This is a genomic window from Cupriavidus sp. 05N38, assembly GCF_056397345.1.
Window position 1 is genome coordinate 162,115 of sequence record NZ_JBFTNF010000002.1, and the last position, 15,107, is coordinate 177,221.

General features: G+C 68.2%; 14 protein-coding genes. 6 read left to right on the plus strand and 8 right to left on the minus strand.

The genetic code is table 11. The annotated features are described in order from the left end of the window. Nucleotides 1-230: 230 nt before the first annotated feature. The 3 genes from AC1DK4_RS01710 to AC1DK4_RS01720 form a co-directional block, all read right to left on the minus strand. A complete protein-coding gene (locus AC1DK4_RS01710; protein WP_441612095.1) occupies nucleotides 231-725 on the minus strand; it encodes a MarR family winged helix-turn-helix transcriptional regulator in 495 nt (164 codons plus the stop codon). A gap of 84 nt (nucleotides 726-809) precedes the next feature. Then, nucleotides 810-1,733, minus strand: a complete 924-nt coding sequence (locus tag AC1DK4_RS01715) for a hypothetical protein (RefSeq protein ID WP_477115705.1) — start codon at nucleotides 1,731-1,733, stop codon at nucleotides 810-812. 85 nt (nucleotides 1,734-1,818) lie between these two features. Further along, nucleotides 1,819-2,367 (minus strand): BON domain-containing protein, encoded by a 549-nt coding sequence (locus AC1DK4_RS01720; RefSeq protein ID WP_441612093.1) that lies wholly within the window; start codon nucleotides 2,365-2,367, stop codon nucleotides 1,819-1,821. Between the two features lie 131 nt (nucleotides 2,368-2,498). On the opposite strand from AC1DK4_RS01720, the gene AC1DK4_RS01725 reads away from it, so the two are divergent. Then, nucleotides 2,499-3,083, plus strand: a complete 585-nt coding sequence (locus AC1DK4_RS01725; protein WP_441612092.1) for a gamma carbonic anhydrase family protein — start codon at nucleotides 2,499-2,501, stop codon at nucleotides 3,081-3,083. A gap of 103 nt (nucleotides 3,084-3,186) precedes the next feature. Here the strand turns inward: AC1DK4_RS01725 and AC1DK4_RS01730 are convergent, their stop codons facing one another. From AC1DK4_RS01730 to AC1DK4_RS01740, 3 genes are all read right to left on the minus strand, one after another. After that, nucleotides 3,187-4,536, minus strand: a complete 1,350-nt coding sequence (locus tag AC1DK4_RS01730; protein ID WP_441612091.1) for a DUF1501 domain-containing protein — start codon at nucleotides 4,534-4,536, stop codon at nucleotides 3,187-3,189. A 31-nt stretch (nucleotides 4,537-4,567) separates the two neighbouring features. Then, on the minus strand, nucleotides 4,568-6,142 hold the full coding sequence (locus AC1DK4_RS01735) for a DUF1800 domain-containing protein (RefSeq protein ID WP_441612090.1): 1,575 nt from the start codon (nucleotides 6,140-6,142) through the stop codon (nucleotides 4,568-4,570). A gap of 198 nt (nucleotides 6,143-6,340) precedes the next feature. Next, entirely contained in the window at nucleotides 6,341-7,606 is a 1,266-nt protein-coding gene (locus AC1DK4_RS01740) for an MFS transporter (RefSeq protein WP_441612089.1), read from the minus strand. Nucleotides 7,607-7,851: 245 nt separating this feature from the next. Here AC1DK4_RS01740 and AC1DK4_RS01745 point away from each other — a divergent pair, with 245 nt between their 5' ends. From AC1DK4_RS01745 to AC1DK4_RS01760, 4 genes are all read left to right on the plus strand, one after another. Next, nucleotides 7,852-8,163, plus strand: coding sequence for an ArsR/SmtB family transcription factor (locus AC1DK4_RS01745; protein WP_441612088.1), 312 nt, complete (start codon nucleotides 7,852-7,854; stop codon nucleotides 8,161-8,163). A 96-nt stretch (nucleotides 8,164-8,259) separates the two neighbouring features. Further along, on the plus strand, nucleotides 8,260-9,315 hold the full coding sequence (locus tag AC1DK4_RS01750; RefSeq protein ID WP_441612087.1) for an alkene reductase: 1,056 nt from the start codon (nucleotides 8,260-8,262) through the stop codon (nucleotides 9,313-9,315). A 491-nt stretch (nucleotides 9,316-9,806) separates the two neighbouring features. Continuing rightward, complete coding sequence (locus tag AC1DK4_RS01755; protein WP_441612086.1) at nucleotides 9,807-10,859, plus strand: alpha/beta fold hydrolase; 1,053 nt, start codon at nucleotides 9,807-9,809, stop codon at nucleotides 10,857-10,859. A gap of 305 nt (nucleotides 10,860-11,164) precedes the next feature. After that, nucleotides 11,165-12,901: an FAD-dependent oxidoreductase gene (locus tag AC1DK4_RS01760; RefSeq protein WP_441612085.1), complete on the plus strand. Its 1,737-nt coding sequence runs from the start codon at nucleotides 11,165-11,167 to the stop codon at nucleotides 12,899-12,901. Nucleotides 12,902-12,923: 22 nt separating this feature from the next. Here AC1DK4_RS01760 and AC1DK4_RS01765 read toward each other — a convergent pair whose 3' ends face one another. Next, nucleotides 12,924-13,847, minus strand: coding sequence for a Bug family tripartite tricarboxylate transporter substrate binding protein (locus AC1DK4_RS01765; protein ID WP_441612277.1), 924 nt, complete (start codon nucleotides 13,845-13,847; stop codon nucleotides 12,924-12,926). A 231-nt stretch (nucleotides 13,848-14,078) separates the two neighbouring features. Between AC1DK4_RS01765 and AC1DK4_RS01770 the strand changes: the two genes are divergently transcribed. Next, nucleotides 14,079-14,900 carry a class II aldolase/adducin family protein gene (locus AC1DK4_RS01770; RefSeq protein ID WP_441612084.1) on the plus strand — a complete coding sequence of 274 codons (822 nt, stop codon included), beginning with the start codon at nucleotides 14,079-14,081 and terminating at the stop codon, nucleotides 14,898-14,900. A 7-nt stretch (nucleotides 14,901-14,907) separates the two neighbouring features. Here AC1DK4_RS01770 and AC1DK4_RS01775 read toward each other — a convergent pair whose 3' ends face one another. Beyond that, entirely contained in the window at nucleotides 14,908-15,069 is a 162-nt protein-coding gene (locus tag AC1DK4_RS01775) for a hypothetical protein (RefSeq protein WP_441612083.1), read from the minus strand. Nucleotides 15,070-15,107 lie beyond the last annotated feature (38 nt).

The window sequence follows — 15,107 nt, forward strand, 5'->3', positions numbered from 1 at the left end:
ATGGAGCCTTTTTGGGGTTGCTGCCTACTGCGTGTTTCCGGCTTTGCGACTTTGCTGCTGCCTGCTCCTCGCGTTGCATTTTGCATCGCGATCTATTAAATAGCACACTATTCATTTGACCCGCGACTCGAACCAATCGCACGAATCGCACGGATCACACGGATCACACGGATCACACGGATCACACGGATCACGCACATGCCGCCCGTGCGGCCGCGCCTTGTTCCGCTTCAGCCGCCCGCGTCGGCGAACCGCCCGCGCAGCTTGTCCAGTTCCGCCTTGACCGACACGATCTCGTCAATGCCGCAATCCGCCGCGCACAAGACCGCGCGCGGCACGGCCTCCGCCTGCTGGCGCAGCGCGCGCCCCTGCGCGGTCAGCGTGACGATGACCTGACGCTCGTCCTCCACGGCGCGCTCGCGGCGCAGCAGTTGCTGGGCCTCCATGCGCTTGAGCAGCGGCGTCAGCGTGGCCGAATCCAGATGCAGGCGCGCGCCGATATCCGACACAGTCAGGCCATCGGCCTCCCACAACACCATCATCACGAGGTATTGCGGATACGTCAGGCCCAGCGGTGCCAGCAACTTGCGGTAAAGCTTGTTCAGGGCCAGCGAAGTGGCATACACGGAAAAGCAGAACTGGTGGTCCAGCAACAGCGAGGAGGCGCTGTCGATGCCGGCGCCGGGCGCTGCCTGCTTGTTCCGGGAGGTGCGTTTCGTGTCCATGGGCCGTAATTTAGATTGTGCGCGATTTAATTGCAAGCTATTTTTTACCGGCACAAGATGTTGCCGCAACGGCATGCGCAGGCCTCAGGGAGGATCCTCGCCCTGGTCGCCGAGCGCAGTGGTGTCGATCCGCTCGACCTTGCCCTTCTGGCGCACCTCGGTGCGCATCACGAACGCCTCCGTCGGGCAGTACCAGTCGGTGATTTCCATGACGGCGGGTTCCGTCTGGATCACGTCGTCGCCCATCATCAGCGGTCCGAGCGCGCTGCGCTTCTGATAAGTGATCGGCATGCACTGGCGGCGGCCCATCACGGTCTCGATGGACCGCGCGCGCCCGACGCGCCGCTCGCCGATGGTCACAGAGGCCGCCGGTGCGCGGATGGTGGTGACGAACTCGCCGGTGGCCAGGCTGTGGATCTCCAGGTCGAGGCTGGAGGTGAGCGTCTGGCCCGGCAGAACGATGCCCTCGCGCACGGTCAGCCCGGCATAGCTGAGCACGCCGTGGCCCTGGAACGAAGCTTCGCCGAACAGCCTGGTATAGCGCGCCTGCGCGTTGATGGTGGCGCGCTGGCTGCTCACCGAGCCGCCGGTGCCGCTGGCGTCGCGGTCGAAGTTCATGCGGTGCACCTGATCCATCACCACGGGCGGGCCCATCATGGCTGCCAGCGCCGATTTCGAGTGGATCGACAGCCAGGCGCTGCAGCCGGTCTCGGTTCGTACCGGATGCCGGATGACCATGGTGATGGACATCGGCATGTCGCCGCTGGCCTCCATCTGCGTGCGCGCGCCGGACTGGAACCAGTCGGTGTCGCAGATGGTGCCGGGCGCGCGCGGCGGCGGCTCGGCGGGGGTTGCGGCGGCGGGTATTGCCGCCGCATCGGCCGGCACGGGCGCCTGTGCCTGCGCGGCCTGCGGGGTGCCGCACAGCAGCAGCGCCGACAGGCACGCCAGTCGCAATGCGCCAGGCCTTCCGCTGGCGGGCGCCGGCCGGTGGGGGTGAACAGTCATGTCGTATCGCAAGCGGGCAAGCGGGCTATGGCGGCACCTGCCGCCGGTCTGCACGCAAGGTAGCACTGCTGCGCGGGCCGCACAACTAGGGCCCGCCGAAAACGGGATACGGCACCCCGCGCGCCGGGTCCGCCGTGGTCTGGTCGATCACGCGTTCCACGTCAGCCACCTCGCGCAGCGCCTTGAAGAAGTCCTCGCGCGCGAACCCGCGTCCCACGCAGCCCTGCACCAGCAGCCAGCGCTGCCGCACCGTGAACCACAGCGTCGAATCCCGCCAGCCCGGCATGGCGGTCGATATCGCCTGCAGGCGCCGCCGCGCGCCTTCGGCAATCTCCCGGTCGTACTGGTAGGCACTGGGCAGGCGGCAGCGCCCCTCCAGCCAGCAGTGGTTGCCGTGCTCGATGCGGTGGTGCGAATCGCGCAGCCATTCGGCCTCGTCCACGCGCGGGCCCAGCGGCTCGGGGCAATTGGCGATCTTCGCGGAGACCTGGAAGAACGGATCGTTGTCGCGGTTCTGATAGCGGCCGGCAGCGGCGCTGGCGTCGGCGGCGCCGGCAGGCGCGGCCGCAAGCACGGCGCAGGCGAACACGACCGACACGGCATTGGCGGCGGCAGGCAAGAGCGGCTCAGGCATGGCGGGCTCCGGAAATCGCGGTGACCTGCGCCCAGCATAGGCGCTGCGCGGGGCGAGATGAAGGCTGCCCGCGCGGCCAGGCGGGGCGCTTACAATCGGCCGATGCCAACCATAACCCCAAGGAGACAGCGATGGCAGTGATCGGACCGGACGTGAGCCTGCACCCGAGCGCTTACGTGCACGAATCGGCCTACCTCTACGGCAAGATCACGGTGCATGAGAACGCCTCGATCTGGATCAACGCGGCCGCGCGCGCCGAGCACACGGAAATCGTGATCGGCGCGTACACCAACATCCAGGACTTCGCCATGCTGCATGTCGGCGACCGTACGCCGACCATCATCGGCAGCCATTGCTCCATCACCCATCACTGCACCATCCACGGCTGCACGATCGGCGACAACTGCCTGATCGGCATCAACGCGACCATCATGGACGGCTGCGTGATCGGGGACAACAGCATCGTCGCCGGCCATGCCTTCCTCAAGGAAGGCACCGTGATCCCGCCCAACTCCATCGTGATGGGCAGCCCCGGCAAGGTCACGCGCACGCAGAACAACTACGTGCGCAACCGCCTCAACGCCTTCCTGTACTACAAGAACGCGCTGGCCTACGCGCAGCAGAACTACCGCGCGTGGGACGGTCCGGCATTTACCGCAGAGGTGACGCGGGAGATGGAAAAGCTGCGGGCGGAACTGGCGGCGCCAGGCGACTGACATCCGCTCGTACCGGCGGCGCAGCGCGTCCAGATCGGCCAAGCGGTGCGAACCGGGGGGCGATTCGCGTTCGCGGGGGATCGGGCCCCGGCTCCCGCAATCGCTAGACCAGCCCGATGTCCAGCGCGCGCGTGCCGGGAAACACCTGCGCCAGGCGCGCATCGTCCAGCCCGTAGAGACGCCTGAAGATGCCGCCGAGCACCGCGCGGTATTCGTTGAGCACCGGCCAGTCCCGGTTCTGGTTCAGCGTGCGCTGCTCCACCGCCACCTGCTCGCCCGCAATGCGCCCGCCGCGCACCGTGCCGCCGGCCACCCAGTACACCGTGCCGTGGCCATGGTCGGTGCCACGCGTGCCGTTCTCGCGAAAGGTGCGGCCGAACTCGGATACCACCACCAGCGTGGTCTTGCTCCATGCCGGGCCCATCTCCCCGGCAAAACCGGCAATGCCGCGTCCGAGGTTGTCGAGCAGGCTGGCCATCTGCCCTTGCGCGCCGCCCTGGTTGACGTGCGTATCCCAGCCGCCCACATCGATGAAGCCCAGGTTGAAGCGCTCGCGCATCAGGCCTGCCATGCGGCGCGCTTCCAGCTCGAAGCCCCTGGCGCTGAGCGCGCGGCGGCTGGCGGCCTGCATCTCCTGCATGCGCCCGGCCGTGGCTGGGTCGGCGTCGCCCTGCGCCGCCATGCCGGCGCTCTGCATGCTGTCGCGGTGCTGCATGGCCTCGGCCTCCTGCGCCACGGTCTGGCGCAGCTCGAAACCCTCGTCGATCAGCGACTCGAAACGCGTGCCGCGGTACATCTGCGCCAGCACGCGCGCCTGGCGTTCATCGAAGGGCGTGCGTCCGGTGCCTTTGAGCGAGACATTGGGCACGCCGAGCGAGCCGCCGAGCACCACCGGCAAGCCATCGGTGAAAGCCACCGGCGCGGCGCGCCCGCCCATGGCCACGGCCAGCCGGTTGAGGAAGCCCGTGCCGCGCAGCGATGCGTCGATACGCACGCCCTTGCCGCCGGGCTGCGGCAGGCCCGCCTCCATGCCATCCTGCGTTTCGAAGTGGCTGCGCGAGAGATCATCGGTGCCGGCGAACGGCACGAAGGCAAGCTGCTGGCTCTGCCACAGCGGCAGCATGCTGTCCCTGAGCGCGGGATGCAGCGCCCAGGTGTCGATGCCCCTGCCGCCGCCGTCGAAGGCCGCCGCCAGCGACAAGGCCGCACGCGGATCGGCCGGCATGCCTTGCCCGGGCGGGCGGGCGATGGCGATGCCGGGCCGCGCGGCATAGTAGAAATCGCTGCCGGCCGGCACCAGCACATTGGTGGCATCGTAGCCGCCGCGCAGGAACACCAGCAGGAAGCGCGCCTCGGCCTGCTGCGGCAGCGCGTAGGCGCGCGAGGCGATGCCGGGGGCCAGCGTGGCGAGGCCGGCCATGCCGGCACGCTTGAGCCATTCACGTCGTTGCATGGGACGCTCCTTGTTCAGGCACTCGCGGATATCACGGCTGCATCCATTCGGGCGATGACAGCAGGATGGTGTTCCATTCCGCCTGCGACGCCGCCTGCGTCATGGCCGTGCGCGTGGCGGAGCCGAGCGTGGCTTCGATGCTGTCGTAGTAGATGCGGTTGCCCAGTTGGGGGAAACCGGTGCGCCCGGCGGGCTTGCCGTCGTCCTTCGAGAACAGGCCGGCCTGGCCGGATCCGATCGCGCGCGCGATCTCGAAGCGCTTGATCATCTGCCCCGAGCTGGCCCAGGCGCCCTGCGCGGCGGGAAAACCGTCCGGCGTGACGCGGCCGTAGAGCGGCTCGCCAAGCTGGTTGAGCCAGCCGACGGCCGGGCGCAGGTTCGCCACCATGCGGCCATCGTAGGCCAGCCGCAGCGACGACGCCACGAACTGCATCGGGTCCTTGAACTTGCGCGGGCCGGACGCCAGCGCGGCGTTGAACTCGGGCGACAGGAACAGCGTGCGCAGCACGGCGGCGATATCGCCGTCGCGTTGCGCGAAGGTGGCCGCCATGCGCTCGACCAGCGCCGGCGCCGGCGTGTCGCCGACGAAATGCGCGGCGATCTTGGCGCAGACGAAGCGCGCCGTGGCCGGCTCGCGGCTGAGGATATCCACGGCCTGCTCCACCTCGTGGAAGCCGGAGGGCTCGATGCGATGGCCGAGCAGGGTCTTGGCGCCGAAGTCATGCCGGCCGGGATTGAACTCGAACACGCCGTCGGCAAGGTATTGCGCCTGCCTCTGCGGCGCCAGCCCGGGCGGCTGGCCGGTGGCATTGATGCCGAGCCCGGTCAGCACGCGCGCCAGTTCCTGCACGTCCTGCTGCGTGTAGCGCGAACCGCTGGCCCCGCCGGACACGCCCAGCGTATGCAGCTCCATCAGTTCGCGCGCGTAGTTCTCGTTGATGCGGCCGGCGGCGCTCTGCGCGTTGTCCAGGTACTCCAGCATGGCCGGCGCGGTCACGGTGGCCATCAGCAGGTCGCGGAACCTGCCGAGCGCACGCGCTCGGATGGCCTTGTCCTCGTAGTCTGCCAGCACCCAGCGCACCGCGCCCTTGCCCGAGTACACGCTGAAGTGATTCATCCAGAACCACGTCATCTGCTCGCGCAATTGCGCCGGCGAGTACAGCGCGCGCAGCAGGTGGCGGCGCCCGGTGTCGAGCACCACCTCGTTGCCGGTGCGGTTGAGCGCGTCGCGCGCCTTTTGCTTGTCGTCTTCGTCGGTGAGCGTGTTGATGCGCTGCTGCTCGGCACGCACGCTGCGCAGGCGCTGCTCGCCGCTTTGCTGGGAAATGCCCAGCGCGCCGATGGTGGCGGCGAGTTCGCCGCTGTCGGCGGCGGGCGCCTTGAGCTGTTCGTCGAGATAGCGCTCGCGGCCGAGCTTGCGCAAGCGGTCGATGCCGGCCTGGTCGGCGCCGAAAGTGACGCTGTTGAGCCAGTGCAGGTCGGCGGGCCCGAGCGCGGCGCCGGGGGTGCCGCCGTCAGGCATGCCGACTTGCGCGCAGGCGCCCAGCAGCGCGGCGGCCGCGCCCAGGAACCAGGCTGTCGTCAGGCGTGGAAAGCGAAAGGGCATGGCGGTCCTGTCTCGTCTCGCACGAGGGCATGGGTGACACCGCTCTTACGCAAGGAGGCGTACTTTGGTTGACGCAGCCGATACGCGATTTACCCGAAGTCATGCCGGCAACGCGCCGGCAACGCGCCGGCATCCGCAAGGAAAACGAAAGCACCGGCCGCCAATTGCCGCGCCAACCCGCGCGCCACCCGGCTTGCGTCAGGGCCTGCCGGCTTCGGGCGGCATGGCCGCCAGCGTCAGCAGCCAGAACGCCAGCGCCGCCGCGCTGATGCCCGCGCCCAGCATGCACACGCCGCTCCACCCGGCGTGTGCGTAGGCGTGGGTCGAGGCGATCGCGCCAGCGCCGCTGCCCAGCGCATAGAAGAGCATATAGCAGCCCACCAGGCGGCCATGGGCCTCGGGCCGCGCGCGGAACACCAGGCTCTGGTTGGTGACATGGATGGCCTGCCCGGCCAGGTCGAGCACGATCACGCCGGCCACCAGCAGCCACAGCGACCGCGGCGCGAAGGCCAGCGGCAGCCAGCATGCCAGCAGCAGCACCAGCGCCACGCCGGTGGTGCGCTGGCCCAGCCCGCGGTCGGCCAGCCGGCCGGCGCGCGCGGCCGCCAGCGCGCCCGCCGCGCCCACCAGGCCGAAGGCGCCGATGGCGGTGTGCGACATGGCATGCGGCGGCGCGCTCAGCGGCAGCACCAGCGCGGTCCAGAACACGCTGAAGGCGGCGAACATCAGCATCGCCAGCACGCCGCGGATCTGCAGCGTGCGCTCGCTCTTGAGCAGCGCGAACATCGAGGCGAGCAGCCCCGCATAGCTCATGCGCAGCGGCGCCACCGCCTGCCGTGGCAGGCGGCGTGCCAGCACCGCCAGCAGCAGCAGCGCCAGCAGGCCCGATACCGCGTACACCGCGCGCCAGCCGCCCAGGTCGGCCAGCGCGCCCGCCATGGCGCGCGCAGCCAGCAAGCCGGTCACCACGCCGCCCTGCGCCGCGCCCACCACGCGCCCGCGCTCGGCCGGCGCGGCCAGGGTGGCGGCAAACGCGATCAGCCCCTGCGTCATGGCCGTGCCCAGCAAACCCACGGCGAGCATGCCGGCCAGCAGCGCGGTGCGCGTCGCGGCAAGACTGACCAGTGTCAGCGCCAGCGCCAGCAGCAGCGATTGCAGCAGGATCAGCCGGCGCCGGTCCACCAGGTCGCCCACCGGCACCAGCAACAGCAGCGCCAGCGCGCAGCCGGCCTGGGTGACGGTCACCACCATGCCCACCGCGCCTTCGGCAAAGCCGAACTCGCGCGCCATGGCGTCCAGCAGCGGTTGTGCGTAGTAGACATTGGCCACGCTCAGCCCGCAGGCCAGCGCGAACAGCCAGACCAGCGCGGGCGGCATGCGGGCCGGCACCGAGGCATCGGGGGGCGCTGCGCACGCGTCGGGCGTGGTGGCGGCGGTGGCGGCGGTGGCGGCATTCACGGTCATCTGCGGCTCCATCCGGTCTTTCTGGTTGCATTAGAAAACCAGATGGAGTTTAGTCACTATGGTTTTTTAAAGCAACCACGCGATGAAAGCCGCACATCACGCTGCATCGTAAATGTGCTGCCAAAGGCTGCCCAGCAAACCTTCCATGTATATCGTATAGTTGCGATCTTAATTTTGTGAGAAGCGGATATATGTTTCGTAGAAAGACGAAACAAGTCCCACTCCGCCCGCATGCAGACCCGCCCATGGACACCGACGCCATCGACATCGACGCCATTCACAAGGCCCTGGCCAATCCGCTGCGGCGCAATATCCTCGCCTGGCTGAAGTCCCCCGAGGAGCACTTCGCCATGCAGGACCACCCGCTTGACATCGGCGTCTGCGCCGGCCTGATCGACGCGCGCACCGGGCTGTCGCAGTCCACCGTGTCGGCCCACCTCGCCACGCTGCAACGCGCCGGGCTGGTGACATCGAAGCGGGTCGGCCAGTGGATTTTCTTCAAGCGCAACGAGCAGACCATCCAGGCCTTCCTCGACCAGATGCATAGCGATCTCTGACCCCTGGCGGCGCGCAAGCGCCGCCTGACCGACAAACGGCGCGAACGCCGGAACCCGCACCACGGTGCACTTCTCACCTCGACCCGAAACACGTACATGACCACACTCTTCGATCCCATCCGCATCGGCGACCTCGATCTTCCCAACCGCGTCATCATGGCGCCGCTGACGCGTTCGCGCGCAGTGGGCGGCGGCCGCGTGCCCAACGCAATGATGGCCGAGTACTACGTGCAGCGCGCCTCGGCGGGCCTGATCCTCAGCGAGGCTACCGCCGTCACCCCGCAAGGCGTGGGCTACGCCGACACCCCGGGCATCTGGTCCGACGAACAGGTCGCCGGCTGGAAGGTGGTCACCGATGCCGTGCACGCCGCGGGCGGCCGCATCTTCCTGCAGCTCTGGCACGTAGGCCGCATTTCCGACCCGGTCTTCCTCGACGGCGACCTGCCGGTGGCGCCCAGCGCCATCGCGGCTGGCGGCAACGTCAGCCTGGTCCGCCCCAAGCGCCCCTATGTCACCCCGCGCGCGCTGGAAACCGATGAGATCCCCGGCATCGTCGCCGCCTATCGCCACGGCGCCGAAAACGCCAAGGCCGCCGGCTTCGACGGCGTGGAAGTGCACGGCGCCAACGGCTACCTGCTCGACCAGTTCCTGCAGGACAGCACCAACCAGCGCACCGACGCCTACGGTGGCTCCATCGAGAACCGCGCCCGCCTGCTGCTGGAAGTGACCGACGCCTGCATCGCCGTATGGGGCGCATCGCGCGTGGGCGTGCACCTGGCACCGCGCGGCGATGCCCACACCATGGGCGATTCCGACCCCGCCGCCACCTTCGGCTATGTGGCGCGCGAACTCGGCAAGCGCAAGATCGCGTTCATCTGCGCGCGCGAAGCGCTCGGCGACAACCGCCTGGGCCCGGCACTGAAGCAAGCCTTCGGCGGCGTCTATATCGCCAACGAGAGGATGACCAAGGCCACGGCCGGGCACGTGCTGGAAGCCGGCGAAGCCGATGCGGTGGCCTTCGGCCAGCTGTTCATCGCCAACCCGGACCTGCCGCGCCGCCTGCAGATCGACGCGCCGCTCAACGTGCCGCAGCCGGAGACGTTCTACCACCCGGGCGCCGAGGGCTATCTCGACTATCCCGCGCTCGCCTGAGCCAGGGACACCGGCCCCGCGCAGCATTGCGCGGGGCACGCCGGACGCCGCGCCCTGGCGTGGCGTCCGGCCCGAAGGGCGCCACAGCCGGCCAGCCTTGCCCAGCCTCCTGACCGAACGCACAGCCACCGCGCATCTTCACGAACGCGCTGCGCACCACGGGTGCCCCGGCATCGGCGATGCCAGCCACGGCCCACCCGCGCGCAATCAACCACACCCGCCTTCTTTCCGCCAACCCTCGTTCTCGCTGTTCCCGCGGCGCCCGACGGCTTCCGGCCTGTTCACGCACTGGCTCGCCGGCATCTTGGCGATACCTCCCATCCGGCATACATTGGTTTGATCGCACTGCAAACCATCGTCGTGTCGGCTCTGGTATCGGCGTGTGACGCAAGCGCTCATGCTGCCAGCGGAATTGCTTCCACCCCAGGATAGAGCGCACCTGATGGAACGATTCCGCCACAGGACCGCATCAAGCGCGCCAGGAGACGAAAATGACGGAGAAGATCGATTTGCCTCGTCGAGGCTTCCTGGGCACGGCAGCCTCGGCACTCGCTGCCGCACAACTCGGGCTGCTGCCTCGCGCACAGGCCCAGACCAATCAGCCGAAGCCGGCACCCCGGCCCCGGGCCACGCCGGTTAGCCCGACGGCCTTTACGTCGATCAGGCAGATCAACGCCGGGCTGCTCAACGTCGGCTACGCCGAAGCGGGTCCTGCCGATGGGCCAGCGGTCGTCCTGCTGCACGGCTGGCCCTACGATATCCACAGCTTCGTCGAAGTCGCGCCTCTGCTGGCATCGCGCGGGTATCGCGTGGTGGTCCCGTATCTGCGCGGCTATGGTTCGACGACCTTCTTGTCGGGCGAAACCATGCGCAACGGCCAGCCGGCGGCCGTCGCTCTCGATATCGTCGCACTGATGGATGCGCTTGGTATCCAGAAGGCCGTCGTGGCAGGGTTCGACTGGGGCGCACGCACGGCCTGCATCATCGCCGCACTGTGGCCGCAGCGCTGCAACGGGCTGGTATCCGTAAGCGGCTACCTGATTGGCAGCCAGGCGGCGGGCAAGGTGCCGTTGCCGCCCGAGGCCGAGTTCCAGTGGTGGTACCAGTTCTATCTGGCAACGGAGCGCGGACGCGCTGGCTATCAGAAGTTCACGCACGATTTCGCCAGGCTGATCTGGCGGCAGGCGTCTCCCAAGTGGAAATTCGACGACGCCACCTTCGAGCGCAGTGCGGTGGCCTTCGACAACCCCGATCACGTGGACATATCTGTTCACAACTATCGCTGGCGGCAAGGTCTTGCACCAGGCGAGGCGAAATACGACGATGTCGAGAAGCAGCTCGCGGCGGCCCCCGTCATCAGCGTGCGCACGATCACCATGGAAGGTGATGCCAACGGCGCCCCCCATCCGGCGCCCTCTGCCTACGCAAGCAAGTTCACCGGCAGATATGAGCACCGCGACCTCACGGGAGGCATCGGCCACAACCTGCCGCAGGAAGCGCCACGGGCATTCGCGCAGGCGGTGATCGACGTCAGCAAGCCCTAGCCGCGGACCGGTACCGGATGAAGCCCTGGCCAGAAGGCTCTCGAGCTCGCGCCCCGGGACGAATGCAAGAGTTCTTGGCTGGCCGCGGCAGGTCAATTACTCTCGTCAATGCAACCGCGCCTCCAACCCTGGTGCCCGGCTATTCCCCTGCGACCCGTCAGCTTGCGCGCGGGGCGTGCTGAAGTACCTTGCAGCCGACTTGCCTTGACATGGGGGGAAGTCCTGGCTGTCCGTCACTGACCGCAGTCGACGGAGAAGTGGACGGAGAAGTGGCGGCGCCATCAGCCGCCGGAGGAGATTCGGCGATGAGCAACGAGGCAGAGCCGGGGGCCGGGGACGCTACCCATCAGCCGGCAGCAGATCCGGGCGGTATCGACGACGGCGCGATCGACGACGACGAGATCGTGCGGCAGCATCCGCGCTATCAGCAAATGTTTCCCGTCCTTGGCGAGGAAGAAGTCGACAGGGTGCGTCGCTTCGGCAGCCCGTGCCACCACGCCAGGGGCGAGATGCTCTACAGCGCCGGAAGCATCTGCCCGGGCGTGTTCGTCGTCCTGTCCGGAAAGGTGCGGATAGTCACGCGCGACGGTTTGTCCCACATGCGGATCCTCCACACCTACACACAACGCGGAGAGTTCACTTCCGATATCACGCAACTCTCCAGCAAGCAGGCGGTCGTTGACGCGCATGTCATCGAAGATGTCGAGGCAGTGCTGATACGCCCCGACGATCTCAGCGCCATGATGATCAGCGAGGCCGATCTTGGCGAGAAGATCATGCGCGCCCTGATCCTGAGGCGTGTCCTGGCGATCGAACGCGGACGCGGTGTCGTCATCGTCGGGACCCCCAGCAACGCGCGGCTCCTCGAACTGCAGAATTTCCTGCGCAGCAACTCCTTTCCGAATACGACGCTCAATGCCGAACAGGACGCTGAAGCGATTGCGCTGCTGCAGCGCCTGACGCCGCAGCCCGATGACTTCCCGCTGGTTGTCTGCCCGAACGGCACCGTGCTGCGAAACCCCGATGTGGGGCAGCTCGCGTCTTGCCTTGGACTGATCCCCGACTTCGATCCGGCGCATGTCTACGATGTGGCCATCATCGGCGCCGGCCCGGCGGGACTGGCGGCGGCCGTCTACGCGGCATCCGATGGCCTGTCCGTGGCCGTGTTTGATTGTCGCGCCCCCGGGGGCCAGGCCAGTACCAGCGCGCGCATCGAGAACTATCTGGGCTTCCCCACCGGCATCACCGGGCAGGACCTCGCGGGACGCGCATTTATCCAGGCACAGAAGTTCGGCGCCCATATCGGCATACCGTGCGAGGTGAAGGCCTTGTACTGCGACCAGCTCCCGCTGGTCGTCGAGCTTGCCGACGACCGCCGTATCCCCGCGCGCACCGTCGTCATCGCCAGCGGCGCAGAATACCGGCGCCCGGTTGTCGACGGACTCGAACGCTTCGAGCGCTGTGGCGTCTACTATTGGGCTACGCCGATCGAGGCCCGACTATGCCGCAAGGAGCCAGTGCTGTTGCTCGGTGGAGGCAACTCGGCGGGCCAGGCGGTGGTATTCCTGGCATCGCACGCCGAGCACGTGCACATGTTCATTCGCGGATCGCGCCTCGCCGACAGCATGTCACGCTACCTCGTCGAACGCATCGGCTCGCTTGCGAACGTGACGCTTCATACGCGGATCGAACTGACCGCGCTCGAGGGCGGCGCGCGTCTTGAACGCGTGCACTATCGCGGCGCCGGCGGCATCCAGGGAAGCATGACGACGCATCATCTGTTCGTCTTCATTGGCGCACAGCCGAATACGCGATGGCTCAAGAGTTGCGGCGTGGCGCTCGACGGCAACGGCTTCGTATCGACCGGCGCCGACGTCGCGCAGGCATCCGTGCCCAAGCTCCCTTTCCAGACCAGCGTCGACGGCGTCTTCGCGATCGGAGACGTCCGCTCGGGCTCCACCAAGCGAGTCGCATCGGCGGTCGGCGAAGGCGCGGCCGTGGTCGCGCAGATTCATCAATTCCTGCCCCTGCCAGGCCGGTGAAGCCGGAGCGCCAGCCCCGGGGCTAGTCTGCCTGCGCGCCCGAGCGCTTGACCACCGGCCCCCACTTGCGGATCTCGCTGTCGACGAATTTGCCGGTTTCCTCGGGGCTCATCGGCATCGGCTCCGAGCCGCGGTCCACGATGAACTTCTGCAGCTCGGGCGACTGCAGCGCCTTTACCGTCTCCGCGTTGAGCTGGCTCACCAGCGCCGGCGGCAGGCCCTTCGGCGCCATCAGGATGGCCCAGCCAAGCGCCTCGAAGCCGGGCACGCCTTCTTCGCGCACGGTCGGCACGGACGGCAGCTGGGGCGTGCGCTGCGCGACCGTCACCGCCAGCGGCACGGCCTTCTTCGACTGGATCAGCGGCAGCGCCGCGGTGACCGAGTCCACCATCAGCGGGATCTGATTGCCGAGGAAGTCCGACTGCGCGGGGCCGCTGCCCTTGTAGGGGATGTGCACCATGAAGATGCCGGCCTGCGCCTTGAGCATCTCGGCAGACAGGTGCTGCGTGCCGCCGATGCCGGCGCTGGCATAGCTGTACTTGCCCGGCGCAGCCTTCGCCTTGGCGATCAGGTCGCGCAGCGAGACGATGCCGGAAGCCGGCGTGGCAAGGAACACCAGCGGCACCGAGAACACGCCCGAGATCGGCTGGAAGTCCTGGCGCGGGTTATAGGCCAGCTTCTTGTACAGGGTCTGGTTGATTGCCATCGCGCTGCCGGCCATCACCAGCGTGTAGCCGTCGGGCGCGGCGTGCGCGGCGATCTCCATGCCGAGGTTGCTGCCGGCGCCGGCGCGGTTGTCCACCACCACCGGCTGGCCGAGCTGCTTGCCGAGCCTCTCGGCCAGCGCGCGCGCGAAGATGTCGGTAGCCTGCCCAGGCGGGAACGGCACGATCAGCTTGACGGGCCGCTCGGGATAGGCAGCGTGGGCGAGGGTGGCGCCTGCCATGACAGCGGCGGCGACCAGGGCGCGGGTAGTCTTCAAGGGGCTCTCCTGTTTCTGTCTTGTTGTTCTGCGGCGTGGCATGGCGCGGCGTCCGGCACCTGCCGCCCACCGCGCGCAGGAGAGGATTCTACGGGATGCCGCGCCGCGCATTTCCTTATGTGGTTCGCTGCGTTGGCAGGGCTGCGCGGGCGCCGTATGATGTCGCGGCACCCACCCCACATCATGGAGCGCTGCATGAACGCCGTCACCGAGCCGCCGCTGGCATCGCAGGATCCCGGCCTGTCCCTTCCCGCGCTGCATTTCCCCGCGGTCCGGGCCGAGGTCTCGCCGCAGGAATGGGCGGTGCGCGTGGAACTGGCCGCCGCCTACCGGCTGGCCGCGCAGTTCCGCTGGACCGATCACATCTACACGCACTTCTCCGCGCGCGTGCCCGGCCCCGACGAGCACTTCCTGATCAATGCCTACGGACTGACCTTCGACGAGATCAGCGCATCCAACCTGGTCAAGGTCGATATCGACGGCGAGATCATCCGCGACGACACCGGCCTGGGCATCAACCCGGCCGGCTACACGATCCACAGCGCCGTCCACGGCGCGCGCCACGACGTGGGCTGCGTGCTGCATACCCACACCGCCGCCGGCATCGGCGTCTCCGCGCAGCGCGACGGGCTGCTGATGATCTCGCAGCACGCCATGCGCTTCTTCGGACGGGTGGCGTACCACGACTACGAAGGCATCGCCATCGACCTCGACGAACGCGCGCGGCTGGTGGCCGATCTCGGCGACAGGGACATCTTCATCCTGCGCAACCACGGCCTGCTGACCTGCGCGCCGACCGTCGCCCAGGCCTTCCAGGAACTGCATATGCTCGAACGCGCCTGCGTGGCGCAGCTGGCCGCGCAGTCGGGCGGTGCGCCGCTGGTGATCGCGCCCGATGCGGTGGCCCGCAAGGTGGCCGATGTGGTGATCGCCAATGCCGGCGGCCCGGTCACGCGCAAGCACTGGGCCGCGCTGCTGCGTCAGCTCGAGCGCAGCGACAAGGCGTACCGCCAGTAGCGCGACGCTAGATCCGCACGCCGAGCATCCCCGCGACGATCGCCACGGTCCAGGCCAGCGACGCCGCGATCAGGATCCGGCAAACCCGGTTGGCGCGCCCCGGCGGCGTGCCGTGCGCCAGCATCACCGTGCGCAGGCCGCAGGCAATATGGCTCAGCACGAAGAACACCCCCAGCCCATAGTGGGGAATCAGTCAATATCCTTGAA

Coding starts and splice junctions, on each gene's coding strand:
- AC1DK4_RS01710 (WP_441612095.1), bottom strand. CDS start 725: ATGGACACGAAACGCACCTCCCGGAACAAGCAGGCAGCGCCCGGCGCC.
- AC1DK4_RS01715 (WP_477115705.1), bottom strand. CDS start 1,733: ATGACTGTTCACCCCCACCGGCCGGCGCCCGCCAGCGGAAGGCCTGGC.
- AC1DK4_RS01720 (WP_441612093.1), bottom strand. CDS start 2,367: ATGCCTGAGCCGCTCTTGCCTGCCGCCGCCAATGCCGTGTCGGTCGTG.
- AC1DK4_RS01725 (WP_441612092.1), top strand. CDS start 2,499: ATGGCAGTGATCGGACCGGACGTGAGCCTGCACCCGAGCGCTTACGTG.
- AC1DK4_RS01730 (WP_441612091.1), bottom strand. CDS start 4,536: ATGCAACGACGTGAATGGCTCAAGCGTGCCGGCATGGCCGGCCTCGCC.
- AC1DK4_RS01735 (WP_441612090.1), bottom strand. CDS start 6,142: ATGCCCTTTCGCTTTCCACGCCTGACGACAGCCTGGTTCCTGGGCGCG.
- AC1DK4_RS01740 (WP_441612089.1), bottom strand. CDS start 7,606: ATGACCGTGAATGCCGCCACCGCCGCCACCGCCGCCACCACGCCCGAC.
- AC1DK4_RS01745 (WP_441612088.1), top strand. CDS start 7,852: ATGGACACCGACGCCATCGACATCGACGCCATTCACAAGGCCCTGGCC.
- AC1DK4_RS01750 (WP_441612087.1), top strand. CDS start 8,260: ATGACCACACTCTTCGATCCCATCCGCATCGGCGACCTCGATCTTCCC.
- AC1DK4_RS01755 (WP_441612086.1), top strand. CDS start 9,807: ATGACGGAGAAGATCGATTTGCCTCGTCGAGGCTTCCTGGGCACGGCA.
- AC1DK4_RS01760 (WP_441612085.1), top strand. CDS start 11,165: ATGAGCAACGAGGCAGAGCCGGGGGCCGGGGACGCTACCCATCAGCCG.
- AC1DK4_RS01765 (WP_441612277.1), bottom strand. CDS start 13,847: ATGGCAGGCGCCACCCTCGCCCACGCTGCCTATCCCGAGCGGCCCGTC.
- AC1DK4_RS01770 (WP_441612084.1), top strand. CDS start 14,079: ATGAACGCCGTCACCGAGCCGCCGCTGGCATCGCAGGATCCCGGCCTG.